At 43.6% G+C, this 22,068-nt stretch carries 21 protein-coding genes; 3 read left to right on the top strand and 18 right to left on the bottom strand.

Annotated features, from left to right (window positions below; all coding sequences use genetic code 11):
- Positions 1 to 50: 50 nt before the first annotated feature.
- Together QR42_RS01805 and QR42_RS01800 are read right to left on the bottom strand one after the other, a co-directional pair.
- The gene (locus QR42_RS01805; protein ID WP_003214270.1) at positions 51 to 608 is read right to left on the bottom strand and encodes a shikimate kinase; all 558 of its coding nucleotides are present in this window, start codon (positions 606 to 608) and stop codon (positions 51 to 53) included.
- Between the two features lie 85 nt (positions 609 to 693).
- Positions 694 to 1,467 carry an IclR family transcriptional regulator gene (locus tag QR42_RS01800; RefSeq protein ID WP_039176354.1) on the bottom strand — a complete coding sequence of 258 codons (774 nt, stop codon included), beginning with the start codon at positions 1,465 to 1,467 and terminating at the stop codon, positions 694 to 696.
- A 148-nt stretch (positions 1,468 to 1,615) separates the two neighbouring features.
- On the opposite strand from QR42_RS01800, the gene QR42_RS01795 reads away from it, so the two are divergent.
- Positions 1,616 to 2,974, top strand: coding sequence for a hypothetical protein (locus QR42_RS01795; protein WP_039176352.1), 1,359 nt, complete (start codon positions 1,616 to 1,618; stop codon positions 2,972 to 2,974).
- Positions 2,975 to 3,018: 44 nt separating this feature from the next.
- Here QR42_RS01795 and QR42_RS01790 read toward each other — a convergent pair whose 3' ends face one another.
- The 9 genes from QR42_RS01790 to QR42_RS01750 form a co-directional block, all read right to left on the bottom strand.
- The gene (locus QR42_RS01790; protein ID WP_039176349.1) at positions 3,019 to 4,332 is read right to left on the bottom strand and encodes an MFS transporter; all 1,314 of its coding nucleotides are present in this window, start codon (positions 4,330 to 4,332) and stop codon (positions 3,019 to 3,021) included.
- A 45-nt stretch (positions 4,333 to 4,377) separates the two neighbouring features.
- The gene (locus QR42_RS01785) at positions 4,378 to 5,580 is read right to left on the bottom strand and encodes a CaiB/BaiF CoA transferase family protein (RefSeq protein WP_081378194.1); all 1,203 of its coding nucleotides are present in this window, start codon (positions 5,578 to 5,580) and stop codon (positions 4,378 to 4,380) included.
- A gap of 124 nt (positions 5,581 to 5,704) precedes the next feature.
- Entirely contained in the window at positions 5,705 to 6,085 is a 381-nt protein-coding gene (locus QR42_RS01780) for a cupin domain-containing protein (RefSeq protein WP_039176346.1), read from the bottom strand.
- A 23-nt stretch (positions 6,086 to 6,108) separates the two neighbouring features.
- On the bottom strand, positions 6,109 to 7,869 hold the full coding sequence (locus tag QR42_RS01775) for a thiamine pyrophosphate-binding protein (protein ID WP_039176343.1): 1,761 nt from the start codon (positions 7,867 to 7,869) through the stop codon (positions 6,109 to 6,111).
- A 38-nt stretch (positions 7,870 to 7,907) separates the two neighbouring features.
- Complete coding sequence (gene aroD / locus QR42_RS01770) at positions 7,908 to 8,624, bottom strand: type I 3-dehydroquinate dehydratase (protein WP_052196545.1); 717 nt, start codon at positions 8,622 to 8,624, stop codon at positions 7,908 to 7,910.
- Positions 8,625 to 8,690: 66 nt separating this feature from the next.
- The gene (locus QR42_RS01765; RefSeq protein WP_039176338.1) at positions 8,691 to 10,124 is read right to left on the bottom strand and encodes an aldehyde dehydrogenase family protein; all 1,434 of its coding nucleotides are present in this window, start codon (positions 10,122 to 10,124) and stop codon (positions 8,691 to 8,693) included.
- On the bottom strand, positions 10,121 to 10,978 hold the full coding sequence (locus QR42_RS01760) for a citryl-CoA lyase (RefSeq protein WP_084096338.1): 858 nt from the start codon (positions 10,976 to 10,978) through the stop codon (positions 10,121 to 10,123). Before QR42_RS01760 ends, QR42_RS01765 begins: the two co-directional genes overlap by 4 nt.
- A gap of 315 nt (positions 10,979 to 11,293) precedes the next feature.
- Positions 11,294 to 12,115 carry an ammonia-dependent NAD(+) synthetase gene (gene nadE, locus QR42_RS01755; RefSeq protein WP_024424335.1) on the bottom strand — a complete coding sequence of 274 codons (822 nt, stop codon included), beginning with the start codon at positions 12,113 to 12,115 and terminating at the stop codon, positions 11,294 to 11,296.
- Between the two features lie 198 nt (positions 12,116 to 12,313).
- Positions 12,314 to 12,910: a DUF1989 domain-containing protein gene (locus QR42_RS01750; RefSeq protein ID WP_039176335.1), complete on the bottom strand. Its 597-nt coding sequence runs from the start codon at positions 12,908 to 12,910 to the stop codon at positions 12,314 to 12,316.
- A gap of 112 nt (positions 12,911 to 13,022) precedes the next feature.
- On the opposite strand from QR42_RS01750, the gene QR42_RS01745 reads away from it, so the two are divergent.
- The gene (locus QR42_RS01745) at positions 13,023 to 14,339 is read left to right on the top strand and encodes an amino acid permease (RefSeq protein ID WP_039176332.1); all 1,317 of its coding nucleotides are present in this window, start codon (positions 13,023 to 13,025) and stop codon (positions 14,337 to 14,339) included.
- Here QR42_RS01745 and QR42_RS01740 read toward each other — a convergent pair.
- From QR42_RS01740 to QR42_RS01710, 7 genes are all read right to left on the bottom strand, one after another.
- A complete protein-coding gene (locus tag QR42_RS01740) occupies positions 14,334 to 15,092 on the bottom strand; it encodes a YqcI/YcgG family protein (RefSeq protein WP_039176329.1) in 759 nt (252 codons plus the stop codon). The genes QR42_RS01745 and QR42_RS01740 overlap by 6 nt on opposite strands.
- 191 nt (positions 15,093 to 15,283) lie before the next feature.
- Complete coding sequence (locus QR42_RS01735) at positions 15,284 to 15,667, bottom strand: UPF0715 family protein (RefSeq protein WP_039176326.1); 384 nt, start codon at positions 15,665 to 15,667, stop codon at positions 15,284 to 15,286.
- A gap of 104 nt (positions 15,668 to 15,771) precedes the next feature.
- Positions 15,772 to 16,401, bottom strand: coding sequence for a LysE family translocator (locus tag QR42_RS01730; protein ID WP_039176324.1), 630 nt, complete (start codon positions 16,399 to 16,401; stop codon positions 15,772 to 15,774).
- Between the two features lie 109 nt (positions 16,402 to 16,510).
- A complete protein-coding gene (locus QR42_RS01725) occupies positions 16,511 to 17,701 on the bottom strand; it encodes an MFS transporter (protein WP_039176322.1) in 1,191 nt (396 codons plus the stop codon).
- 54 nt (positions 17,702 to 17,755) lie between these two features.
- The gene (locus QR42_RS01720; protein WP_039176319.1) at positions 17,756 to 18,802 is read right to left on the bottom strand and encodes a Gfo/Idh/MocA family protein; all 1,047 of its coding nucleotides are present in this window, start codon (positions 18,800 to 18,802) and stop codon (positions 17,756 to 17,758) included.
- A complete protein-coding gene (locus QR42_RS01715) occupies positions 18,799 to 19,665 on the bottom strand; it encodes an HAD-IIB family hydrolase (protein ID WP_039176316.1) in 867 nt (288 codons plus the stop codon). Before QR42_RS01715 ends, QR42_RS01720 begins: the two co-directional genes overlap by 4 nt.
- Positions 19,640 to 20,965, bottom strand: a complete 1,326-nt coding sequence (locus QR42_RS01710) for a DegT/DnrJ/EryC1/StrS family aminotransferase (RefSeq protein ID WP_039176314.1) — start codon at positions 20,963 to 20,965, stop codon at positions 19,640 to 19,642. Before QR42_RS01710 ends, QR42_RS01715 begins: the two co-directional genes overlap by 26 nt.
- 109 nt (positions 20,966 to 21,074) lie before the next feature.
- Between QR42_RS01710 and QR42_RS01705 the strand changes: the two genes are divergently transcribed.
- On the top strand, positions 21,075 to 22,064 hold the full coding sequence (locus QR42_RS01705; protein WP_039176311.1) for a LacI family DNA-binding transcriptional regulator: 990 nt from the start codon (positions 21,075 to 21,077) through the stop codon (positions 22,062 to 22,064).
- The last annotated feature ends 4 nt before the right edge of the window (positions 22,065 to 22,068 follow it).

Raw genomic sequence — 22,068 nt, 5'->3', positions numbered from 1 at the left:
AGAGGAAAGGAATCAATAGAAAAAAGTCTACCCTAAACGGTAGACTTTTTTTATTTCGAATATAAATCCCAGCCAAGCTTGAGTGTGTCCACAATATAATTGGCGACTTCCTCAGCCTCTAAATGATCTGTTTCCACTCTGGAGTTATGAAGAGAATAAATTTCCCGGCGTTCTTCAAACAGCTCTTTCATCTCATCAAGCGTCCGGTTGTGAAGAACAGGGCGATTTTCGATTAAAATATCCAGCCGCTGCTTCCAATTCTCCCAAGACAGGTCTAGGAAAAGAACGGTACAATGCTTCAAGCAGGCGCGTTTGATTTCCTCCTGTTTGAATGCACCGCCTCCAAGGGAAACGATCTTGAGCTGTGTATGTTCACATAAATCGACGATATAATCCTTTTCAGCCTGCCTGAAGAATGCTTCTCCTTTTTGCTGAAACATCTCTGGAATCGTCATGTTGTACTTTTTCTCAATCTCCTGATCGACATCAATAAAATCTCTATATAGCTTTTTGGCAACCAGCTGCCCAATGGTTGTTTTTCCAACACCCATAAAGCCAATGAGGACAATATTCCGCTGTCTTACAGGAATTTCTCTATTGATTTTCATGGTCGTGACACGTCCTCCCTACGACAAGGAATGCTACATAATGTTTCTATTATATGATAAATGGAGCGCGAAAAGATAGACCATCTTAAAAATTGTGTTTAACGACGTAGCCGAGCTGTTCAGAGAGCCTCTGTGCTTGTTCTTTCACTTTTTGCTGCAGCTGGGGAATGACTTCTTCAGTAAACCGATGGGTTGGACCAGATATGGATAAACAAGCTTTCACTTCCCCATGAATATTAAAGATTGGTGCCGCTACTGCCGCAGATCCTACCTCTCGTTCATCGATACTGCAAGAAGTATACGTGTCAAGAATATGTTTACGTTCCTTTTTCCAGTCGTCTCCCATCACATGATCAGCCTCAGCCGCAAATACTTTTTGTTGAAATTCTTCACTTTGAAATGCCAATAATACCTTTCCGCCTGCACCTGCGTACAATGGCAGCTTCTCACCAATCTTGACAAGATGCCGAATCGATTGCAGCCCTTCCGCTTGTTCAATACAAACCCTGCTTGTTGAATCGAGTACATACAGGTTGACGGTTTCCTTTGTTTCATCACGAAGTGCGTACATGAGTGGTTTAGCCAGTTCTCTCAATTGAATGGACTTCCCTGCAATGTATCCGAGAAGATAAAGCCTTTGACCCAATCGGTATTTCATTGTTTCTTGATTCTTTTCCACAAAATGATTCATTTCAAGTGCCTTGAGCAGTCTCGTTGTCGTAGACATTGCTAAATTCATCTCTTTTGAAATATCCGTTAGCGTCAGCTCTTGACGTTCTTCACTAAAACAAGAAAGAATATCCAAAGCGCGCTGAACCGTACGCAGTCCTGATTCTTCTTTTGACTTCTTATCAGCCATGTTCACTTTCTCCTTTTCCCCTTTGATTTCTTATCGACATAAACGATCGATTTTGCTATAATCCATTTTAAATGTTCCACTAAAAGAAAACAAATTCTACTAGACGGAATAAAATCAATTGAAGATGTTTGATGGAGGAGATATTTGAATGTACCTGGTCGTTTTTACACTTCTGATTAGCTTATATATTGTTCATCAACTATTTCCTGCTCCCATACTCTCCTACTTTGTTGGTCTGCTGGCCGCTATCTCGCTCACCATTTCTTTTAAGAAAGCCAGTGGGCTTTATTTGAAAACAGGTGCTGTGTTTCTCATCATTGGTTTGTTCTTATTCTTCTTATCCGGCCAGCCATTGCATACGTTTGTTCTTCACTTTCATTCCATGCTAGGCTTGCTTTCTCTATTTTTCATGCTGCCTTTTATTCATTCTCTCATACATGTTGGACATTTCGATACACAATTAAATAAACTGCTCACACTGCATACAACGAGTCCAAACCAGCTTTATCGCAAGAGTTCATTTGTCACTCATATTCTTGGCATGTTTTTAAATATCGCGACGATCCCCTTACTATATACATCACTCAAACCGTCGCTGGAATCCCTAAAAAAACAGGTGCAGCAACATCTTTATACACGCAACCTCTTAAGGTCATATGCATTATGTTTAAGCTGGAGTCCTGTTGAAGTGCTAGTCAGCGTCACCATTGATGCAACCAAACTAAAATATTATCAAATTGCACCCATTACTTTTGGTTTAATGATCGTGGTGCTGGCGGCAGATTGGATGCTTTTTTCTCGGCAAAGCAAACGATTACCAAACATCATTCAGTCAGCACAAATAAACTCCAACCCTCATCGAATTAAGCGAAAAACCCTTCAGCTCTCTTTCATGCTGCTGAGTTTTATGACAGCCGTCTCACTTGTCGATGCATGGATTGGAAAAGGCTATTTATTCGCTGTGGTACTGACGATTATTCCATTTGCACTATTATTCTCATCTGTTATCAAAAAAAGAAAACAATATATAGCGGTCTCTGTGCCTCATTGGAAAGAAAGAACCAATCAGCTCTCCAACTATATGTGTCTATTTTTAAGTGCCGGCTTCTTTGTCGATATGCTGCTTGCCACGAATAGTATGCAGCCAATTCAAGCATTTATTGTCAGTATATCAGACCATGCCATTTGGGTTTATTGTGTCATTGGGTTATATTTTCTGATCACCGCCCTTTGCGGTTTTCATCCACTCGTCTCGCTTGCTTTATTAGTCAGCATGATGACACCTGTCATTCATGAACTGCCTGCTCTTCCCATTGCTATCATGCTTATCGTTGCTGGCACATCAACTGTCATGTTTAGTCCTTTTAATGTTTCTGTCTCCCTATTAGCAGATTTGATGAAGGTCAACCCTTACCGTATCACGCGTTGGAATATTTGGTTTGCTGGCTTTTATATCATCATGGGTATCACATGTGCAACAGTTATCACCGTTATTTTTTATTCATAAAAAAAGAGAACTCGTCTTGATATGAGTTCTCTTTTGCTTTCCCGCTACGGTTTTAATTGAATACGTTCAATTTTACCTACGATGAAAATGTACGACAATGCCCCGCCTAATGCGACTAAACTGACGAATAAAATTCCCCCGTTGTAAGAGCCTGTCGCCGACACGATGAATCCGATAATCAGCGGAGTGATGATTCCAGCTAAATTAGCAAAAAAGTTAAATACGCCGCCAGCAAGCCCAACCATTTCCCTCGGTGCCACCTCGGACAGCATCGTCCAAGAGATATTAGACAGTCCTTGCGCAAATGAAGCGATGGATAAAATGGTCAGCACAAGCGGGATATTCGTTGTAAAGTTTGCTAAAACAATGGTACTCGTCATCAGCAAGCCAACCACTACCGGCAGCTTTCTCGCTACATTCACTGATACGCCCTTTTTAAGCAGCCAATCAGACACATAACCTCCAAACAAGACCCCAAAGAATGCAGCAATATAAGGAAGAGAAGCAGCAAAACCTACCTTGAGAAACGCCATGTTTTTCGCCTCTGCTAAATAGGTCGGAAACCATGTTAAAAAGAAAAAAAGTGTAGACGCAACAGAGAATTGGCCAATATAGAGCCCGATCAATTTACGATATTTCAGAAGGGCGGCAAAGTCTGCCCATTTCAGCTTCTCCTGTGATGCGACGGTCAGCCCTTCGCCTTGCCGGATTAATTCTAACTCATCTTCATTTATCTTCGGATGCTCTTTCGGTTCGTGATAATACTTGTACCAAAAGAAAGCAAATATGATACCGAGCGCACCTGCCGTAATAAAGACGGTTCTCCAATCGAAAGTCGTCATGATCCAAAAAAGAAGAGGTGTCGCAAATGCAAGACCCACATACTCTCCAGCTGTGTATACTCCTGTTGCAAAAGCCCGTTCCCGCCTTGGAAACCATGTAGTGACAATACGATTATTTGCAGGAAATGCGGGAGATTCTGTAATCCCAATAAACAAACGGCAGCCAAATAAAAAGGCAAAGCTGTTCGCAAACGCTTGTAAGCCTGTAAAAATAGACCAAGTAACGAGTGATATCCCATACGTTACCTTTGAGCCAAATTTATCGAGAATAAAACCGCCTGGAATTTGCATCGCTGTATATGTCCAGCTAAATGCCGAAAAAATCAGACCTAATAAAGCAGGATTTAATTGCAATGAAGATTGAATAGCAGGCGCAACAATGGACACACTGGCTCGATCAATATAATTAATAGCGGTAATAAAAAACAACAGAATCAATATTCCAAAACGGGCTTTCGTTGGTTTCACATATGCGGGCTGCAATTCATTCCCCTTCAGTTCTGAATGCACTTTCATAACCATCCTCCTTTGTTTCCGCAGCGTGCGGTTCTGTTGAACGTCTTAAATAACCCCTTTTTCTTCTAACTGCTTACACTCTTCTTCTGTTAAGCCAAGCATATTTGTTAAAATCTCATAATTATGTTCGCCTAAATCAGGTGCAATGTGACGGATACTTCCAGGTGTTTTTTCAAACTTCGGAATGATCCCAGGCACCTTCACTTTTCCAAGTCGAGGGTGATGCACTTCGACGATATTCTCTCTTGCTTTAAATTGTGGATGTTCAAAAATATCCCGAATACTTAAGATCGGGCTCACAGGGACACCATGAGTATCTAGAATTTCTAATACGTCATCCCTTGTTTTCGACGCGATCCATTGCGAAACAATCGCATCCATTTCTTTGTTATGCTTCAGCCTGGATGCATTAACCGCGAATTTTTCATTCTCTAATAAATCTAATCGATTCATCGCCTCAGCCAATCGATTGAAGGTCGAATCTGTACTTGTTACAAGAACCAAATAATGCCCATCCTTTGTCTCATAGGTACCAGCAGGGCTTGAATGACCGCTTAACCCCGGTGAACGCTCACGCACCTTCCCAAGCTTGTCATATTCTGCAACCAAAAACTCTAACATACGAAACACAGATTCATAGAGGGCCAAATCCACCATTTGCCCCGTTCCTTCTGGATGTGTATCCCTGTAATACATCGCTGTCACAGTAGCAAATGCCACATAGATGCCAGCAATATAATCAGTTAGAGAAAATGAAGGGCTGACTGGATGCCGATCTGGAAACCCTTGAATATATGTAAAGCCGCTAAACGCCGTCGCTGGCGTTCCAAATCCGGCCTTGTCCTTAAACGGGCCCGTTTGACCATAACCCGATACACGAATCATAATTAAACGAGGGTTGATTTCTTTTAACACATCGTACCCAACGCCCCATTTTTCGAGTGTTCCAGGACGGAAATTTTCGATCAGTACATCGACCTGAGCTGCAAGCTTTTTAAAAATGTCTTTTGCTTCGTCTTTGTGCAGATCCAGTGTAAGGGATTTTTTATTCCGTGAGAGACCTGACCATCTAAGTGGTTCCCCATCTGCAAAAGGGCCGACATGCCGCAGCGTATCGCCTTTACCAGGAATCTCGACTTTGATGACTTCTGCTCCAAAATCCCCTAGAAGCACCGCGCCATAGGGTGCAGCGATCATTGTAGAGACGTCTAATATTTTTATTCCTTCGAGCGGTGTATTCATATTCATTGCTTGACTCCCTTTCATTCAAGTGATGAAGGGCTAAAATCATTTCTAATTTAGCCCTTTTCATCTTTCTGATTGACCCGTAAGGCCCTGATGATTCAAAAGCAGGGCTCACCGGTGCAGGTTTTTAATCCTTCGGAAGCTGCCCTTGCGGCGTGTAGAGCCAAATGAGCCATAAAGGTTCATCGCCTGTATTCACATGCTGGTGCGGGACACCGTCAGGAATGAACATAAAGTCATTTTGTTTAAAGGGCTGCCTTTCTCCATCACAAATGACTTCGCCGGACCCTTTAATCACAAAATCAAATTCCTCTGAACCCGGGTGATTGTGCACTGAACTTGCTTCCCCTGGTTCAAAAATGGTGAGACCCGCCATCATATGTTCTGATCCAACGGTATCTGGTGTAATCGTTTGAAATACCTTTCGAATCATTTGCTCCTCTGGACGATCTAAGCCTAACCATAATGGGTTTCCATCTTGAAACGGATTCAATACTTTAATTTTCATTGTTGATTCCTCCCTAGTAATGTTTAGTTCACACTGACATGTGAGCGTTTTGTATTTGGTGAATAAATGTCATTAATATTCCAATGTCCATCCGTAGGAACAGGATCATTTTTCATCGCTACATCAATGACGCAAGGCTCCTGAGAGGCAATGGCTTCAGCCAAAGCTTCTTTGAATTCAGACGCAGAAGTGATTTTAATCCCCTTCATTCCATAACCTCTCGCAATGGCAGCAAAATCCGGAGAATAGCTTTCTCCACCTTTTCTAAAAACAGTGCCGTACGTTGTTTCATAGTGCGCCATTTGCAAGCCGGCTATTGTGCCAAACGCACTGTTATTCATCACAATCCACACAACAGGAATGTTTTCTTCAACGGCTGTTGCGAGAACGGATGGATTTTGACCGAATCCGCCGTCTCCAACGAGTGACACAACGACACGGTCAGGCTGGGCAATCTTTGCTCCAAGTGCAGCGGGAGCGCCAAATCCCATCGTCGCAAAACCACCTGGCGTTAAAATGGTCCCAGGAGTCAATACAGGAAATTGCTGTCCTACCCCATTTTTATTCCAGCCAACATCTGTTGTAATGAAAGCATCTGGCGGCAACACTTCCCGCACTTCCTGCAAAATACGCTGCGGTTTCATTGGGAAAGACTCGTCTTGAATATTCGTCAAATTGCTCTTCTGAAATTCCTCACGATATGCCGCAATGTCCTTTTTCAATTCAGGGCGATCGATACCTTCTGGCAGCCTTTCTTTCGCCACGCGATTGAGTACGGTCAAAGCTTGCTTAAGATCGGCTACCGCTCCAATTTCAACAGGGTAGTTCCGGCCAATTTCATTCGGATCGATGTCAATATGAATGAGCTTGGTTGATTGGAAATTGAACGTATACTCCGATTCCCACGAGCTCGCATCAGCTTCAGCAAAACGGGTCCCTAAAGCCAATATATAGTCCGCCTCTTTACACTGATCATTAATAAATTTTGTCCCCCAAAACCCCGTCATTCCAAGGGTCATTGGGTGATCATCCGGCATGGCTCCTTTCCCCATCAAAGAATGAGCAACAGGGATACTTAGATGGTCAGAAAATGCCTTTAATTCTTCAGCTGCATCAGCTAACAAAATGCCTCCCCCTACATATAAGAGCGGCCTTTCTGCCTGCAGCAATCGGTCTAATATCCGATTGGCCGTTTGATCATCAATAGAAGGTTTTTCAATGGTGTGTGTATGATGGTTCATTTGTTCAAACAGGGACACATCTAGATCTTTTGAGAAAACGTCCATCGGAACAGAAATAAGCACCGGGCCAGGACGGCCGCTTTCAGCTAACTGAAATGCTTTTGATAAAATCTCTGGAAATAATTCTGGAATATCGACTCGCCATGCTCTTTTCACAAACGGCCGGTAAATTTCGTATTGAGAGGCATCGGAATGAAGATTGATCTCTTGGTGTGGGTGCTTTCCGTAGTAATGACTTGGGACATCTCCTGCAATGACAACCATTGGAATGGAATCAAGTGCTGCATTCGCTACCCCTGTTGCCGCATTGGTGAGTCCAGGACCTAGATGACTGAGAACAACAGCCGTCTGTTTCTTTGCTCGCGCATAACCATCTGCTGCATGTGCCGCTATCTGTTCATGTCTGACATTTACAAATTGAATCGAGCTTTTTTCAAGCGCTGATAAAAAAGCTATATTCGTATGACCACAGAGACCGAATATATGCTCGACTCCCCGATTTTCTAAGTACTGAATAACCTGTGTAGAAATATTCTTCTTCATGTTTCTCTCCTCTCACGTTGCAGCTATGAATCTGCTACTCACTTATTCTTTGAAAACACAATAGATAGAACATTGCTCAAATCCTGTATCGCCACTTGCCCGGGAGCTGAGCTTTCTTTCCCTACAGCAAAGGTCATGACAGATCCAAAAAGTCCGCCAACCATTCTTGTAAAAGCCCCGTATTCCCCCATTGCCATCGAAATCACGGGAATTGACAGCTGCTTTTTCGCATGGCTGGTCGCTGAGAGCAGTGTTAATGCATCGTCATAGGAATGCGGCATCACTGCGATCTTTGCGATGTCGGCGCCGACTGATTCTGCATTGACGAGTAGCTGCACGAGACGATCTATCTCAGGGGTGCGATAGAAATCGTGATACGACACAATCAAGGTGACGCCATTTCTTTTAGCCGCCTGACTGACTTGCTGTATATGTGCCACATCCTGCATCAATTCATAATCAACGGCATCCACAAGCTGTGTGGAACAAAGCTCGGCAAGCAAAGAAACTTTCTCAGTTTCGGAGAGTGATATACTTTCGCCGCCCTCCTTTTCAGAGCGAATGGTGAATAAAAATGGGATGCCCTTTGCCTTTTCTACCATTCCCTTAAGGGTATCTATCACTTGTTCCTTGTCATGAAGGTGATGAAAAAAATCTGCCCGCCACTCGATCACATCAGGCTTCTTCTCTGTTAACACCTCGACCTCATGAAACAATTCTTCCTTTGTTTGTCCGATGAGCGGCGTACAAATCATTGGCGGACCGCCTGTCTGCACACTTTTTACTTTTTGCTGAAATGTATTCACATCCCTACGCCCCTTTCACAGACCATTTGGGAGCACGACCATTTTGGTTTCGGTCATCTCCTCGATGGCGAAACGCGGACCCTCTCTTCCAAGACCACTTCGCTTAATCCCACCATAAGGCCAATGATCCAGTCTAAAATTCGATGTCCCATTGATGACAACACCGCCAGTTTCAAGTTCTTTTGCTGCGTGTAATGCCACATCCAGCTGATTCGTAAAGATCCCTGCCTGCAACCCATATCGACTATCGTTTGCTTCTTTGATTGCCTCCTCCAGCTCCTCATAAGGGAGAACGCTGACAACTGGGCCGAACACTTCCTCACAGACAACCTTGGCCTGTTTCGGAGGGTTTAACAAAATAGCCGGTGTGATGCTCGCTCCATTTCTTTTTCCCCCATATAAAAGCTCAGCCCCCATACTCTCTGCCTCTTGTATCCATGCCTCAACACGCTGCGCGGCCTGGACATCAACCATACAGCCGATATCACTCTCACTAGACAGCGGATCTCCAACGACAAGCTGATCTACTTTTTGTTTTAATACCTCAGTAAACGTCGGCATGATTTCCTGGTGGACATAAATTCTTTGAACAGAAATACAGCTTTGACCGGAATTACTAAAGCCTGTTTTGGCACAAAGGGATGCGGCTTGTTCAATATCTGCATCGTGATGAACAATCGTCGCTCCATTCCCTCCAAGTTCGAGCAGTACCTTTTTTAATCCCGCAGAGGTTGTAATATGTTCGCCTCCGGCAGCCCCACCGGTAAAAGAGATGAGATTCGTTCTTTCATCAGTGACTAACTGTTTCCCAGCCTCGACTCCGCCAATTACAAGCTGCAATCCAGCCTCAGGAAATCCTGCTTCTAGAAGGAGTTTGACAAACGCTGTGGCAACAGCTGATGTTTGCGGTGCAGGCTTCAAAATAATGACATTCCCTCCCGCAAAGGCTGGACCGACTTTGTGGCAAATTAAATTGAGCGGTGCATTAAAAGGAGTAATCGCCAGCACAACTCCGACTGGTACTTTAAATGTCATAGCCATTGCTCCCTGTCCACGCGATGATACATTGCCAGGAATGGTCTCACCTATTAATCGATTCGCTTCTTCCGCCGATTGCGCCAGCGTCTCGATTGATCGCGAAACTTCATCTCTTGTATTTTTAAGTGGTTTGCCTAGTTCTAGCGAAATCAGTTCTGCAAAATGGTCTTTTTGTTCTTCAAGTAAGGTGGCTGCTTTTGTTAGAAGCTTTGAGCGTTCGATTGCCGATATTCCCGCTATTTGTTTTTTAGCATGCTGCGCACTAGAAAGTGCCTGTTCTATGTCTTCTGATGAGGCGAGATAGGATGTACCGATTATTTCTCCTGAGTAAGGATTGATGATATCAGTTTTGACACGATCGGTATTCAGCCACTCGCCGTTTATATATGACAACGCTTTGAAACCACTCAAATTTTTTCTCCCTCCTTCAAGTGCCGCGTTCCACGCCCTGCATAACGAACCAATCTTTCTTCATTCGGACAAGGTCCCTTCACGAGGGCTCCCTTTGTCAGCTCCTCATATGCATGCGCCACGATGCCCATTCCTCTGGATAAGGAAAAAATGCCTTTTGCTGCTTCTGCCGGAATGTTTAATTCACATTGGATGGCAGCAGATACACCATCTATATTCATCGTGATTTTCTTCCCTTTCAGCTGTTCAAGCTCATGTCTAATCGCTTCGGCTAACCGTAAATATGTCCCGCTGATAACACCTTGCTGTACATATGTGTGACTCAGCTCATATAGACGTCTCACCCTCGGATCATCATCATGAAGCTGATGTCCGATTCCTGGGATTTTTTCCTTGCGAGTTAACCATGTTTGGCACACTTGCTTTGCCGCAGACTGTACATCCTTTTGATCATCGTAGATCACTTTGGCTTCGTATAACATACGCATGGCCTTCTCTCCGGCTCCGCCATGAATGTCACCTAATAGATTCACCCCTGTTGCAACAGAGGAATTAAACGAAATGCCGCAAGTCACGGCCATTCTGGCTGCTGCAATAGATGGCGCCCTTGGTCCATGGTCCGCACCTGCGACAAGAACACTTTCAAAAAGAGCTGCTTTTGAATCATCCAATAATTCACCAACAAGCAGTAAATAGAGCATTTGTGGATACGACAATTCACCAATCAGTTCTTCAATCGGATATCCTCGAAGTTCAATTGAATTTTTTTGAATATGACTAATCTCAGTCTCCCACCAAGCGCCTCCCTCTTTGTAAATTTCCAGTGCACTTCGATTTTTCATTGTGTCCATCATTCCTTTAGCTTCTTATTTGGAGGTGAACCACCCCTTTATTCCATTCAGTGGAATCTAATTTCACTTTTCGGAATGTGGTTTCATTGTAAGCGCATTCTTTTTCTTCGTCAATCATTTTTTCTGAAAATACTGTCAATAGAAATGAAATTAAGTGAATCGAACTAATTATGATTGCTTTTTTTGATCAAAAAAACCGATATTTAGTGAAATGGACTTAAGTATATCGTTCTACTAATTTAATGAAATTTTGGTTATTTTGTCAAACCCACTTGAAATTCGACATAAAAAACCTCTCCATCTGGAGAGGTTTCTTTTTTATTTCCACCAGTCATCAAACATGGAAGCGGGTACTTGGCGTTTATGCTCTGATTGAACATAGCGCTTTTCAATCGCCTCTGCTGCTTGATCTGACACTGGTTTGCCTTCTAAGTAATCATCAATTTCATTGTACGTAATGCCGAGTTCTGTTTCATCCGTTTGCTGAGGTTTGTCGTCCAGCAAATCGGCTGTTGGTTTCTTTAAGTACAGGCGTTCCGGTGCTTCTAGCGCTTCAAGTAACGCCCGGCCTTGGCGTTTTGTCAGACCTGTGAGCGGAAGAACATCTGCACCGCCATCACCATACTTCGTGAAGAAGCCGGTTACTGCCTCAGCTGCATGATCTGTACCGATGACAAGCAATCCTTCCTCACCGCCGACAGCATATTGCGCGATCATTCTCATGCGTGCTTTGACATTCCCTTTATTAAAGTCAGACAATGGGCCGCCTGTTTCCTTTTGATATTGATCACTGAATGCTGATACGGCAGGGGCAATATCATATTTCCAAGACTTGTCTGGCTGAATAAATGATAGAGCAAGCTGTGCATCATCTTCATCCTGCTGCACACCATGCGGGAGGCGTACCGCAATAAAGACAGCATCCTCTTTTCCTTCTTGACGAAGCTCACTGACAGCAAGCTGTGCAAGACGTCCGGCAAGCGTTGAATCCTGCCCGCCGCTAATGCCGAGTACAAATCCTTTTGCCCCAGTTTTTTTCAAGTATTCCTTTAGAAATCCAACCCGTTTTTCGATCTCCTGCTTTGGGTCAATTGAGGGCTGCACATGCAACTCTTGGCTGATCTTTTTCTGCAAACTCATACACTTTTCCTCCTAAGCATCCTCTACATGAAGAGAACAGGTTTTACACACAATTCATTGATTTAACAACGTTTTTTGAATCTCCATTATACCATGTTTTCATCAAGAACATTTTGTTAGACGTTCCCCTATTTCTTAGATGATCAAACATTCACAAGTGAAAAAGACCATGTCTTTATGGACTGGTCCTTTTCTTTTTCAATCGATTTCTACCCGTATAGATGTACAGCTTGATCCATTGCACTTTCCAATATCAGCAGGACAAGCGGACACGGCCACAATGAGATCCATTTCAGCCCTCAGGCGAATGTAGTCACCTGGCAGCGATTTTGGCAGCTCGACAGACAGCTTTCCTTTTTCATCAATGACTGTATTCATAAAGGCATTAAAAGGATAATACATATCCTCCTTTGGAATTCCAAAGGGCTCAAAGGCAGTCCGCAAATTGTCGTAGCATGTATGCATGACCTCTAAGTGCGTCCGGCCGTATAAAAGCTGATACATTTCTTGCCGGCAGGCGGGCATGTATAAATCATGGCATCCTACTGTATCTTCAATGATCGTAAACATCGGTTTATATAAATTAGAATAGAGCTTATCGCCTTTTTTCACTTTGGATGAAAATAGGCTATCCATTGTCGCACCTTGGTCAAATTTTTCATAAAAATCCTTTTCATGATAGGCCATCACATCTGCTACTTGCTGGCCTTCGACATCAACCACTCGCATACATTGGCCTTTTCCTAAACGAAAGCCGAGTCTACCCTTCGGTAAAATGACGTATTCTCCGTTCATCACATGCACTCCTTTCCATGACAGTATGCCCAAAATGACCCCTTGATCATGTATAAAAAAAAGACGTGGTCACAAGCTAATGTCATTGAAATAGAAAGGTGTTGCACTTGCATTGAAAGAAGAACAATCTTTATCTTGGTGGCAGCTTTCTCTCATCGGAGTCGGCTGTACAATTGGCACTGGGTTCTTCCTTGGCTCCAGCATCGCCATTACAAAATCCGGTTATTCCGTCTGCATCTCCTTTTTGCTTGCTGCGGTCGGAACGTATCTCGTCTTTAAACATTTGGCTGCGATGACAGCTGATAACCCTGATAAAGGGTCGTTTTGTTCCTATGCTCGTAAAGCATACGGACGCTGGGCAGGATTTAGCAATGGCTGGGTGTATTGGTTTGCAGAAATGCTGATTACAGGAAGTCAGTTAACAGCCATTTCTCTATTTACCCGTCACTGGTTTCCTTCTGTTCCGCTTTGGGTGTTTTCTGCGATTTATTCTGCTCTTGCCCTGCTTGTCATTATCATAGGGCTTTCTTCTTTTCAAAAGACAGAAAATGTTCTGGCGGTACTGAAGACAGCGGCAATTTTTCTGTTTATGATACTTGCGGTGCTTGTGTTATTCGGCATTTTGACCGAACATAAACCGACCCTTCATCTGCCTAACAAGGATCACGAATGGATGCCTCTTGGTCCGCTTGGTCTTTGGAATGGTTTGATTTATGCGTTTTATGCTTTTGGGGGAATTGAAGTCATGGGGCTGATGGCGGTTCATTTAAAGGACCCGAAGGATGCGGCAAAGGCTGGACGTGTCATGCTGATCATTCTAGCAGTCATCTATATCGTCTCGATCGGACTTGCTCTCTTGCTTGTCCCAGTGACAGCCTTTAATGAGAACAGCAGTCCATTTATTACTTCATTAGAGCCGTTTCATTTATCGATCTTTCTTCATATCTTTAATGGCATTTTTATCATTGCCGGTTTTTCGACATTGGTTGCCTCTCTCTATGCAGTCACAACGCTGCTCGGCACAATGTCAGAACATCAGGATGCACCTGCTTGCTTTAAACAAAAAGATCCATCTCATGTGAGATGGTCTTCGATTATCTTAACTGCTGCTGGCTTAATTGTCTCAATTTTGCTTGCACTCTTTTTGTCCAAACACATCTACGAGCATCTCACAACAGCAGCCGGTCTTACCTTGCTGTATACATGGATCTTTATTCTGTTCTCAAGTAAAAAGCTATCCAAGCCATCCACTCGCCAGACGTGTGAAATGATTCTTGCGCTGCTCTTAATTGGAGCCGCCGTTTCTGGCACATTAACAGAGGCAAGCGGACGACCTGGCTTTTTTATCAGCCTTGGGATCATTGCAGTGATTGCCGTCATGGTGCTATTTATGAGGAAAAAGTGGAAACAGGATCAGACCGCATCATAATTTCATCATGTTTTTTAATGCAGTAAATGGACATTTGGCGGAGGCTGGTTTCTCCGCCTCTTCGTCTGGGAGAAAGTACTGCTTCCATTCATGATTGGCCGGATCCCCGTACCATTTTAATGATGGATGAACACTGACCTCATCATATGCTTTAAGCCGCTTGCGAACGAGCTGGCTCATTTTTTGTCCAAACTTGGTCGATCCATTCAATTTCTCAAACACCCATCTAGGCTGAAACGCCATCATGACATAAGGGAAGTGGCGGCTTTTTCTGAGCTTGTGAGCAGGTGTAGAACATAAAATAAAATACGCTTCACCATGGAAGCAATACTCCCACTCATGATGATGAGTATCTAGCGGAATCTCCTCAGGCCATGGTTCTTCATCTTTATGATGCAGCCGTTGAAGCAGCGACCAAAAATGCTGCTCAAACTCTTCAAGCGAACTTTCCTTTAAATCCTGCGGTGTTTCAAAAAAACAGATAAATGAAGCATATTGACCGGTTTCTTTCGCACAGCCTTGATATTCTCTAAGCAGCTGGGCTAAATCATCCACTGCTTCCTCTTCCCTCGGGTCACCAACAAATCCATAGCGTAAATGATCGAGAAAAAATCCCTGTCTTCCGGGTACACAAGGGAATGTATCTGCTTCATCTCCGACCATCTCGCCAAATTGTGTGAAAGCATCCTGCTTCCATTCTTCTAGTGATCGTAGATTTTGATCAAGGCAACTTTTTGCATACAGCTGGGCCATTTCCTTCCACCTCGTTTTAGCGTCTTCTCCACAGCCTATGAGGTGGAAATGGCTGTGGTGACTGTCCTCCCACGACTTTCCTTGCGTATGACAAGATGGGGATTTCCATTCAAATGGAGCAGGTATTTGTTTCTCTTATTCTATTTTGCAGATCAGCCTAGCGTAAGTTAATAGAGCGCCTTTCGTCATTTCTACGATTGGCTCTTCATCAAAAAGACGGAATCCAGCACCCAATAAATAAGGGCTGCGCAGAAGCTAAACAAATAAACTTTATAGCTGATGAACACAACAAGTCCATAATCAATCCATAAAGCCAAAGCCGAGCAAACCACCCAGGCCGCAATAAAATAAATCAATAAGTCACGGCTTCGAAACCTTTTAGGATGCCGGTGTAAAACAAGCTGAATTGGTACAGCAAAAATGACATAAGCAAGCAAAATGAACAGACTGGTCATCTCCACATAACTGAAGCCCGCTTCAGATGGCATAAATAAAAACGTATAAATGAATGTTGCTGTGATGACTGATAAAATCAACATACACAAATAATTAAATACTGGCAGAAACATACGCATAGCAGAAGCTCCTTCAATCCATTTTCTATTCCACCATTATTCAAGAATGTGTTATGTCTGTCAATCCTTACAAAAAAACAGACTGAATGTGTCAGTCTGTTTTTCTACCCAATCAACGCCATAATCCCTTGATACCCAAAATAGACGCCAAAACCAAGTAAAGATAGACCTGCAAGAACGGATAAGCCATGTAACACACGTTCACTTAAATAACGCCTAAACGAACTAGCCAGCAGCGCCATACAGAAATCCCAGATTAGCATGCCGATAAAAATAGCCATACTGTACATGAGCATTTGGGAAGCTCCATACTTTTCGATCGTATTGGCTAAAATGCTGCCATAGATGCCAAGCCAAAACAAAATACTGAGCGGATTAGATAGAGAAATGAAAAATCCGGTCATGAACGATTTGCCAATTGATGTGTTTTCGCTGTCCTTTTTTGAACTCTCCTGCAAATTGATTTTACGCAGACTTTCAATGCCGGTATAGGTCAGAACGAAAAAACCGAACAGCCACAAAAAGGTTTTTACAAGAGGTGCAGTCAAAAGCTGGGCGACACCAAAATAGATGAGAAGCATATAGACAATATCCGCGGCCATAGCTCCCACACCAAAAATCCACGCATGCCAAAATCCACTTTTAATCCCTCTGTCGATTTGGGCTGCATTGACTGGCCCAACAGGCGCTGAAAGTGACAACCCTAAAAAGATATAACCAAAAAACACCGCCACATAGACGTCCTCCTTTTGATGCTGACTTGTACATGTTATTCAAACTTTCTGCGTTTTAGTACAAGTCCTTTGTCATCATTTCAGGGGGACCAGCCGCTGGGTCATTCGCTTAGCGATCTGCTTTCAGTTCCGTCTGCTGCGCGTGTACCGTTTCTTTTTTCTTAGAACGATTCATTTGAATCGCAGCTGTAAACAGAAGTACAGCTAAGAAAGCAAATACAAAGACGGCACTTGCCGCTCCTGCCCATTCCAGACTAAATCCAATCAAAAAGGACAAGCAGGCTCCGCCTAAGCTCGCGGCTGCAATAAAATAACTCGTCGCCTCATCGATGGCATTTTCAATCATTAGCGCTGATGCTGTCAGTGCGATTGGGAACATGCCAGCTGCGCAAAGGCCGATGAAAAAGATGAGAATCAGCTGCGCAGTAATGTGGGTTGTCAGAGCGAATATCACAAGCAGCAAAATCATCAGTGATGCGCTTAGCTTTAAAAAACGCAGCGGGTGCAGCTGATCAGCTTTTCTCGCAATCACAGTCCTGCCAATGACGATCGCTGTCCAGAAAGTAGAGACCGCAAAGAGGCCCCAATTTTCTCCCCCCTTTTCCAGCATGATCGACGGCAAAAAGTTCGCAAAGTTCGTTTCAATCCCTGCATAGAAAAAGGCAAAACAAATCATAATGACCACGATCATTCGATTATTTCGATCAAGAAGCAAGGACGGTTTCCTCATCCCTCCTGTGGAAGGAGCATCCATCTGTCCATGAGGCAGTTTGTTCATAAAAACAAGCCATAGCATGAGGAAAAATGTCAGCGCACCCACCTGAAATAAAAACACATACTGCCATGTCTGATCTGTGACAGTCAGCAAAATCACTAGCGGAAATAACAGTGCACCTAATCCAAAAAAGACCTCCATGATACTGATTCGCTTTGCACTATTAGCCATTGAAATGACATACGCACCGGCTGTTGTCTCAAGACTGCCTGCGCCACTCCCAAGAAAAAAACCTGCCAGCACAAGCGTCGTCCAGCCCGGCACCAACAGCCCCAGCAGAAGTGAGCCAATCATCAGCAAAAGACCCATCGTCAGCACAGCGCCATAGCCTCTTTTTCTCACTAGAATGGGGGATAGCAGAACACCTGTCAAAAAACCAATAAACTGAAAAAAAATTAAAGATGATAATTCCCCAGGACCCTTATCATAACTCGACAGCAAATAAGGCGTTAAGCTGCCAAAGAACACATGAATGGTCCCAATAAAAAAATAAAAGACACAGCCAAAATAAAATACCTTTTTCATCTTTTCACTTCCTCTAAAAAGGAGCGGAGTCATGACATCCTCCGCTCCACCTCTTTAATATGCCTGAGCAGAGACAACTGCCTCTTCCCTCTCAAAGCATGTATTGAGCGCAGCCTGCGCGCGATAACCATCTTCAAAATCAGCGACCTTCATATGAGTTGGGTATGGATCAGTATTCACCCAATGCATCAGCTGATCGCGGAATGTATCGGACCATCCGTAAAATTCATTCGGCGGATCTGTCAGCAAGGTTTGCGGCATTTGATGACGCTCCACACACAATCCATCACTGATCTCATATTCGTTTTTCATGTTCGTATGGTATTTGAATACCTTGTCATGACCAACGACTTCTACACTAAATCCACATTCCTCAGGCTGCGTACTTTTGGATGTCACCAAATGAAAGAACACTTGATTCTCCATCTGCCCGAAAATTTCGGTATGATCATCCACTTGTACCTTTTTCTCTTCTTTTTCCTTTACACGTGTCAGCATCTTGGTGTTAAGTGATTCTTTCTTCATTTCACTGCCAAATAAGTACCACAGCATATCAATCAAATGAATGCCAAGATCTCCTAGCGCACCGCTCGTACGCAGACTTTCGCCGCTGTCTCTCCATGAAAATGTCTTTCTTCTGAGGGCACTGTTTTTCTTAAAATGAGTTCTGACGGTCAAAATACGGCCTAATTCACCGTTGGCAATCAAGTTCTTCAATATATTCACAAAGGATAAATAACGATAGTTAAAGCCCATACTGGCTTGAACTTGGAACTGTTTGGCTGTCTCCACCATTTCCTTCGCTTCCTTCAGCGACACAGCCATCGGTTTTTCACATAAAATCGGCTGTCCTGCTCTTAGCGACTGAAGGGCATGGTCCTTATGACAAAAATTAGGAGAAGCAATGATCAACCCATCAGATGCATCTGCAAGTGTCTCGATACTTGAATACACACGTCCGCCGTACTGTTTAATGAATCCCTGTGCGACCGACTCATGCAAATCATAGACACCGGATAATTCTGCACCTTTGATCGTTGATAATGCTCTTGCATGTGCTTTTGCAATATTCCCTGCTCCAACAATTCCAATTTTCTTCATGAATGTGCCTCCTCATGTTTATACATCACTGTTTTCAGAGTTTCATAGATTCCTTTTGCATACCCATGATGACAAATTTGGTGATGGTGCCGTTTGGCTTCGCCTGTCGCATTTTGGACAAGGAAACCGTGCGTGACGGATTGAAGCATCCGCAAATCGTTCCCACTATCACCAAACGCAAAGCCTTGATCTTTCGATAGATCATATTGGTTCAGCATAAAGCGGACAATTTCATCCTTCCCTGTTCCTACTGGTAAAAAATCGACATCATAGCAATCCGCAGGATCTCCTGCAAGCGGGTTGCATTTGTTGATGTTGACCGCCACACCCCGCTCTTTAGCCAGTGTTTGGATAAATGATAGATGATGAAGATCCGTCCGTTCATCCTGCTCTTGATAATAGAAATTCTTTTTATACCCTGAGCTGCCCAGCTGCGTTTGCGGTCTAAGGGAAATGCCCTTTTCTCGGACTGTTTCCAGGATGTCTTCGATTTTTTCATCTGAAAAGCCCTGTGCATCCAGCCGCTTCATCCACTCTGCATCTGGCTGTCCAAAATGAACATCCGACGTATATACAATCTCAGTCCCTAAGTTCGACGCAATGAAATGCGGGAATTGATGAAACCCGCCTTTTTCCATTTTGCTCGTGACAGAATCGAGGCTGCTTCCCGTCACCCAGCCCAGCAAAAGCTGTCCCGCTTCACTCTTTTCTGCTACAAAGGCTTCCAGCCGCTTGACATCCTCTCTCTGCTCCTCTGTCATTTCGTGAGAATAATACGTTTCATCAAAATCACAGAAGACGATCCACTGCGGATTCTTCGGCTGATTCAGTAGTTTTTTATTGAATGGAAGACTTGATAACATGATGAACCCCCTCGATGACCTTCTCCTGATCTTGCAGCGGCATTCCTGGGTAAAGCGGCAAGTGAAGTAATTGCTGCGCTGCCTTTTCCGTGTGCGGTAGTGTTGTTTGTCTATACTTTTGAGAAACAAGATTTGTTTGATGCTGATGCGATAGGATCGGGTAATAGACATCCGTCTCTATGCCCATTTCCAGCAATTTCGCTGCCAGTTCATCTCGCTCTCCCTTCAGTACTCTAATCGGGAATAGATGCCATACATGGTCATCCGTCAGCTTCGGAAGCTTCATGTATCCTTCATCCTCAAGCGTTTGCAGCTGGTCAATATATCGCTTGGCTAAGTAAAAACGTTTAAAGTTTTGCAGTCCTAAATACTTCATTCGTTCCAGTCCGATCGCTGCCTGCAAATTATCAATTTTGGAATTAAAGCCGTAGTCACTGCGTTTGACATTTTTCTTTCCAGCTTCAAAGCCGTGATAGCTGATCTCCATGCATTTTTCCGCTAAGGCCTCATCGTTTGTAGCGATGGCGCCTGCCTTTCCGCAGACCCCAAGGTTTTTGTATGGATTAAAGCTGAGAACAAGTCCATCTCCATAAGCACCAAGGCCGCTGCTGCCAATCGCTTGACAGCCATCTTCAATGATTTTCAAACCATGCTGTTTCGCAATCGCCGAAATAGCCTTCATATCCGCTTGCTTTCCATATAAATGAACCGGTAGGATGCAAACCGTTTTATCTGTGATATGCTTCTCTATTTCACTCGGTGCGAGGCAGTAGGTTTCTGGATCGATATCGGCATATACCGGAACAGCCCCAATGGCAAGCACTGCATTTTCTGTTGCAGCAAAGCTGTTGGCTGGCAAAATCACCTCGTCTCCTGGTTGGACGCCTGCTGATATGAGACTGATCATCAAGGCATCTGTTCCACTTGACGTGGCTATGACATATTTTTTCCCTAAGTACTCAGCAATCGCCTTTTCAAAGGTCGGAATATATGGCCCTGAAGTAAAACGGCCAGAGCTCAATACTTCCTTCAACACCAGCATAATATCATCGATTTCATCCTCTGAAATCAGTTTATCAACCGGCAGAAACGGTATCTTTTTTTCCTTATTTTGTTTATAATGGAAGAGAATTTTTTCCAAACCTGTGCGTTCTATATCTTGCTCAAGGAACGTCACCAGCTTTTCATTTGCTAGATGCTTTTCAACTGAATCGGCTTTTACTTGAACACCTTGATTGATCATATCCAGCAAAGGAAGATAATCCTTGCTTTTACCTGATATCTTCGTCAATATTTGCATTCCATTCCCTCCAATTAATCAATTCCTTTTGTTAATATTTAACTTGTTTCACATTGTAAATGATGTTATCGATTTCAGAACAATAACTTTGTGTAAAGGATTTGTTAATATGTGTACAATTTATGAAATTGCCAAACGCTGCGGGGTTTCAACCACCACCGTTTCCAGAGTGCTAAACCATCACCCATATGTGTCAGAAGAAAAGCGGCAGCTCATCTTACAGGTGATGAAAGAAATGGAATATACACCGAGTTCAGCAGCCCGCACACTAAGGTCACATCAGACAAAAACCATTGCTGTGTCTGTCCCAGCTGTGGACCATCCTTTTTTTGCACAATTGATTAAAGGCATTTCAAAAGAAGCCCTTGATCAAGGATATAAAGCCATCGTGCTTCAGACGTTTTATCAAGAGGCATTAGAGCTTGAAGGACTTCAATTATTAAAAAGAAGAGAAGTAGATGGGGTTATATTGGGGGCGTTAGAAAATACGTGGGAGAAAATTGAGCCATTTTTAACGAACGGCCCCATCGTCATGGCAAATGAATATCATCAAACAGCAAACATCCCGATTATTGGATACGATGAACGGGAAGCTGCCTATAAAGCGGTGGACTACTTGATTCGGTCGGGGCGAAAATCGATTGGGTTTTGCTTTGATACAGAAAGCAGTGAAGCGCAGAAACAAAGAAAACAGGGCTATCTTGATGCACTCTCTGCTCACGGTTTGCCGCTGCAAGATGATTGGCTGTTTGGAGAGGCTTTTACCATTGAAGACGGCTTTCGCTTAATGGAGGTCATTCATCATATGACGGATGCGCCTGATGCCATTTTCACCGGCAATGATCAAGTTGCAGCAGGGCTCATTAAACAGGCCATTTCATATGGCTATCAAATCCCCGAGGATCTAGCGGTCATCGGCTATGACAACCAAGACATATGCGAAGTGACAGCTCCAACGATCACCACGATTGACATACCGATCGTAGAGCTTGGCCAGCGGTCAGTACAGCAAATGATCTCGCTTCTGCAAGACCAAAAACCATTACAGCGCGAACATATCCAGCTGCCTACCCGGCTCGTGACAAGAGAATCTACATAAAGAA

The organism is Bacillus sp. WP8, from assembly GCF_000800825.1.
In the GTDB taxonomy this organism is placed as follows: Bacteria; Bacillota; Bacilli; order Bacillales; family Bacillaceae; genus Bacillus; species Bacillus safensis.
Note: the sequence above shows the minus strand (reverse complement) of the source record. Positions and strands in the feature narration are given on the sequence as shown.

Bases quoted from the DNA above. Each gene is read 5' to 3' on its own strand.
- QR42_RS01710 (WP_039176314.1), bottom strand. From the start codon at position 20,965: ATGCAAATATTGACGAAGATATCAGGTAAAAGCAAGGATTATCTTCCT.
- QR42_RS01715 (WP_039176316.1), bottom strand. From the start codon at position 19,665: ATGTTATCAAGTCTTCCATTCAATAAAAAACTACTGAATCAGCCGAAG.
- QR42_RS01735 (WP_039176326.1), bottom strand. From the start codon at position 15,667: ATGCGTATGTTTCTGCCAGTATTTAATTATTTGTGTATGTTGATTTTA.
- QR42_RS01785 (WP_081378194.1), bottom strand. From the start codon at position 5,580: ATGAATATGAATACACCGCTCGAAGGAATAAAAATATTAGACGTCTCT.
- QR42_RS01795 (WP_039176352.1), top strand. From the start codon at position 1,616: ATGTACCTGGTCGTTTTTACACTTCTGATTAGCTTATATATTGTTCAT.
- nadE (WP_024424335.1), bottom strand. From the start codon at position 12,115: ATGAGTTTGCAGAAAAAGATCAGCCAAGAGTTGCATGTGCAGCCCTCA.
- QR42_RS01725 (WP_039176322.1), bottom strand. From the start codon at position 17,701: ATGAAAAAGGTATTTTATTTTGGCTGTGTCTTTTATTTTTTTATTGGG.
- QR42_RS01800 (WP_039176354.1), bottom strand. From the start codon at position 1,467: ATGGCTGATAAGAAGTCAAAAGAAGAATCAGGACTGCGTACGGTTCAG.
- QR42_RS01720 (WP_039176319.1), bottom strand. From the start codon at position 18,802: ATGAAGAAAATTGGAATTGTTGGAGCAGGGAATATTGCAAAAGCACAT.
- QR42_RS01740 (WP_039176329.1), bottom strand. From the start codon at position 15,092: ATGGCCCAGCTGTATGCAAAAAGTTGCCTTGATCAAAATCTACGATCA.
- QR42_RS01705 (WP_039176311.1), top strand. From the start codon at position 21,075: ATGTGTACAATTTATGAAATTGCCAAACGCTGCGGGGTTTCAACCACC.
- aroD (WP_052196545.1), bottom strand. From the start codon at position 8,624: ATGATTTGTACGCCGCTCATCGGACAAACAAAGGAAGAATTGTTTCAT.
- QR42_RS01805 (WP_003214270.1), bottom strand. From the start codon at position 608: ATGAAAATCAATAGAGAAATTCCTGTAAGACAGCGGAATATTGTCCTC.
- QR42_RS01780 (WP_039176346.1), bottom strand. From the start codon at position 6,085: ATGAAAATTAAAGTATTGAATCCGTTTCAAGATGGAAACCCATTATGG.
- QR42_RS01775 (WP_039176343.1), bottom strand. From the start codon at position 7,869: ATGAAGAAGAATATTTCTACACAGGTTATTCAGTACTTAGAAAATCGG.
- QR42_RS01790 (WP_039176349.1), bottom strand. From the start codon at position 4,332: ATGAAAGTGCATTCAGAACTGAAGGGGAATGAATTGCAGCCCGCATAT.
- QR42_RS01760 (WP_084096338.1), bottom strand. From the start codon at position 10,978: ATGATGGACACAATGAAAAATCGAAGTGCACTGGAAATTTACAAAGAG.
- QR42_RS01750 (WP_039176335.1), bottom strand. From the start codon at position 12,910: ATGAACGGAGAATACGTCATTTTACCGAAGGGTAGACTCGGCTTTCGT.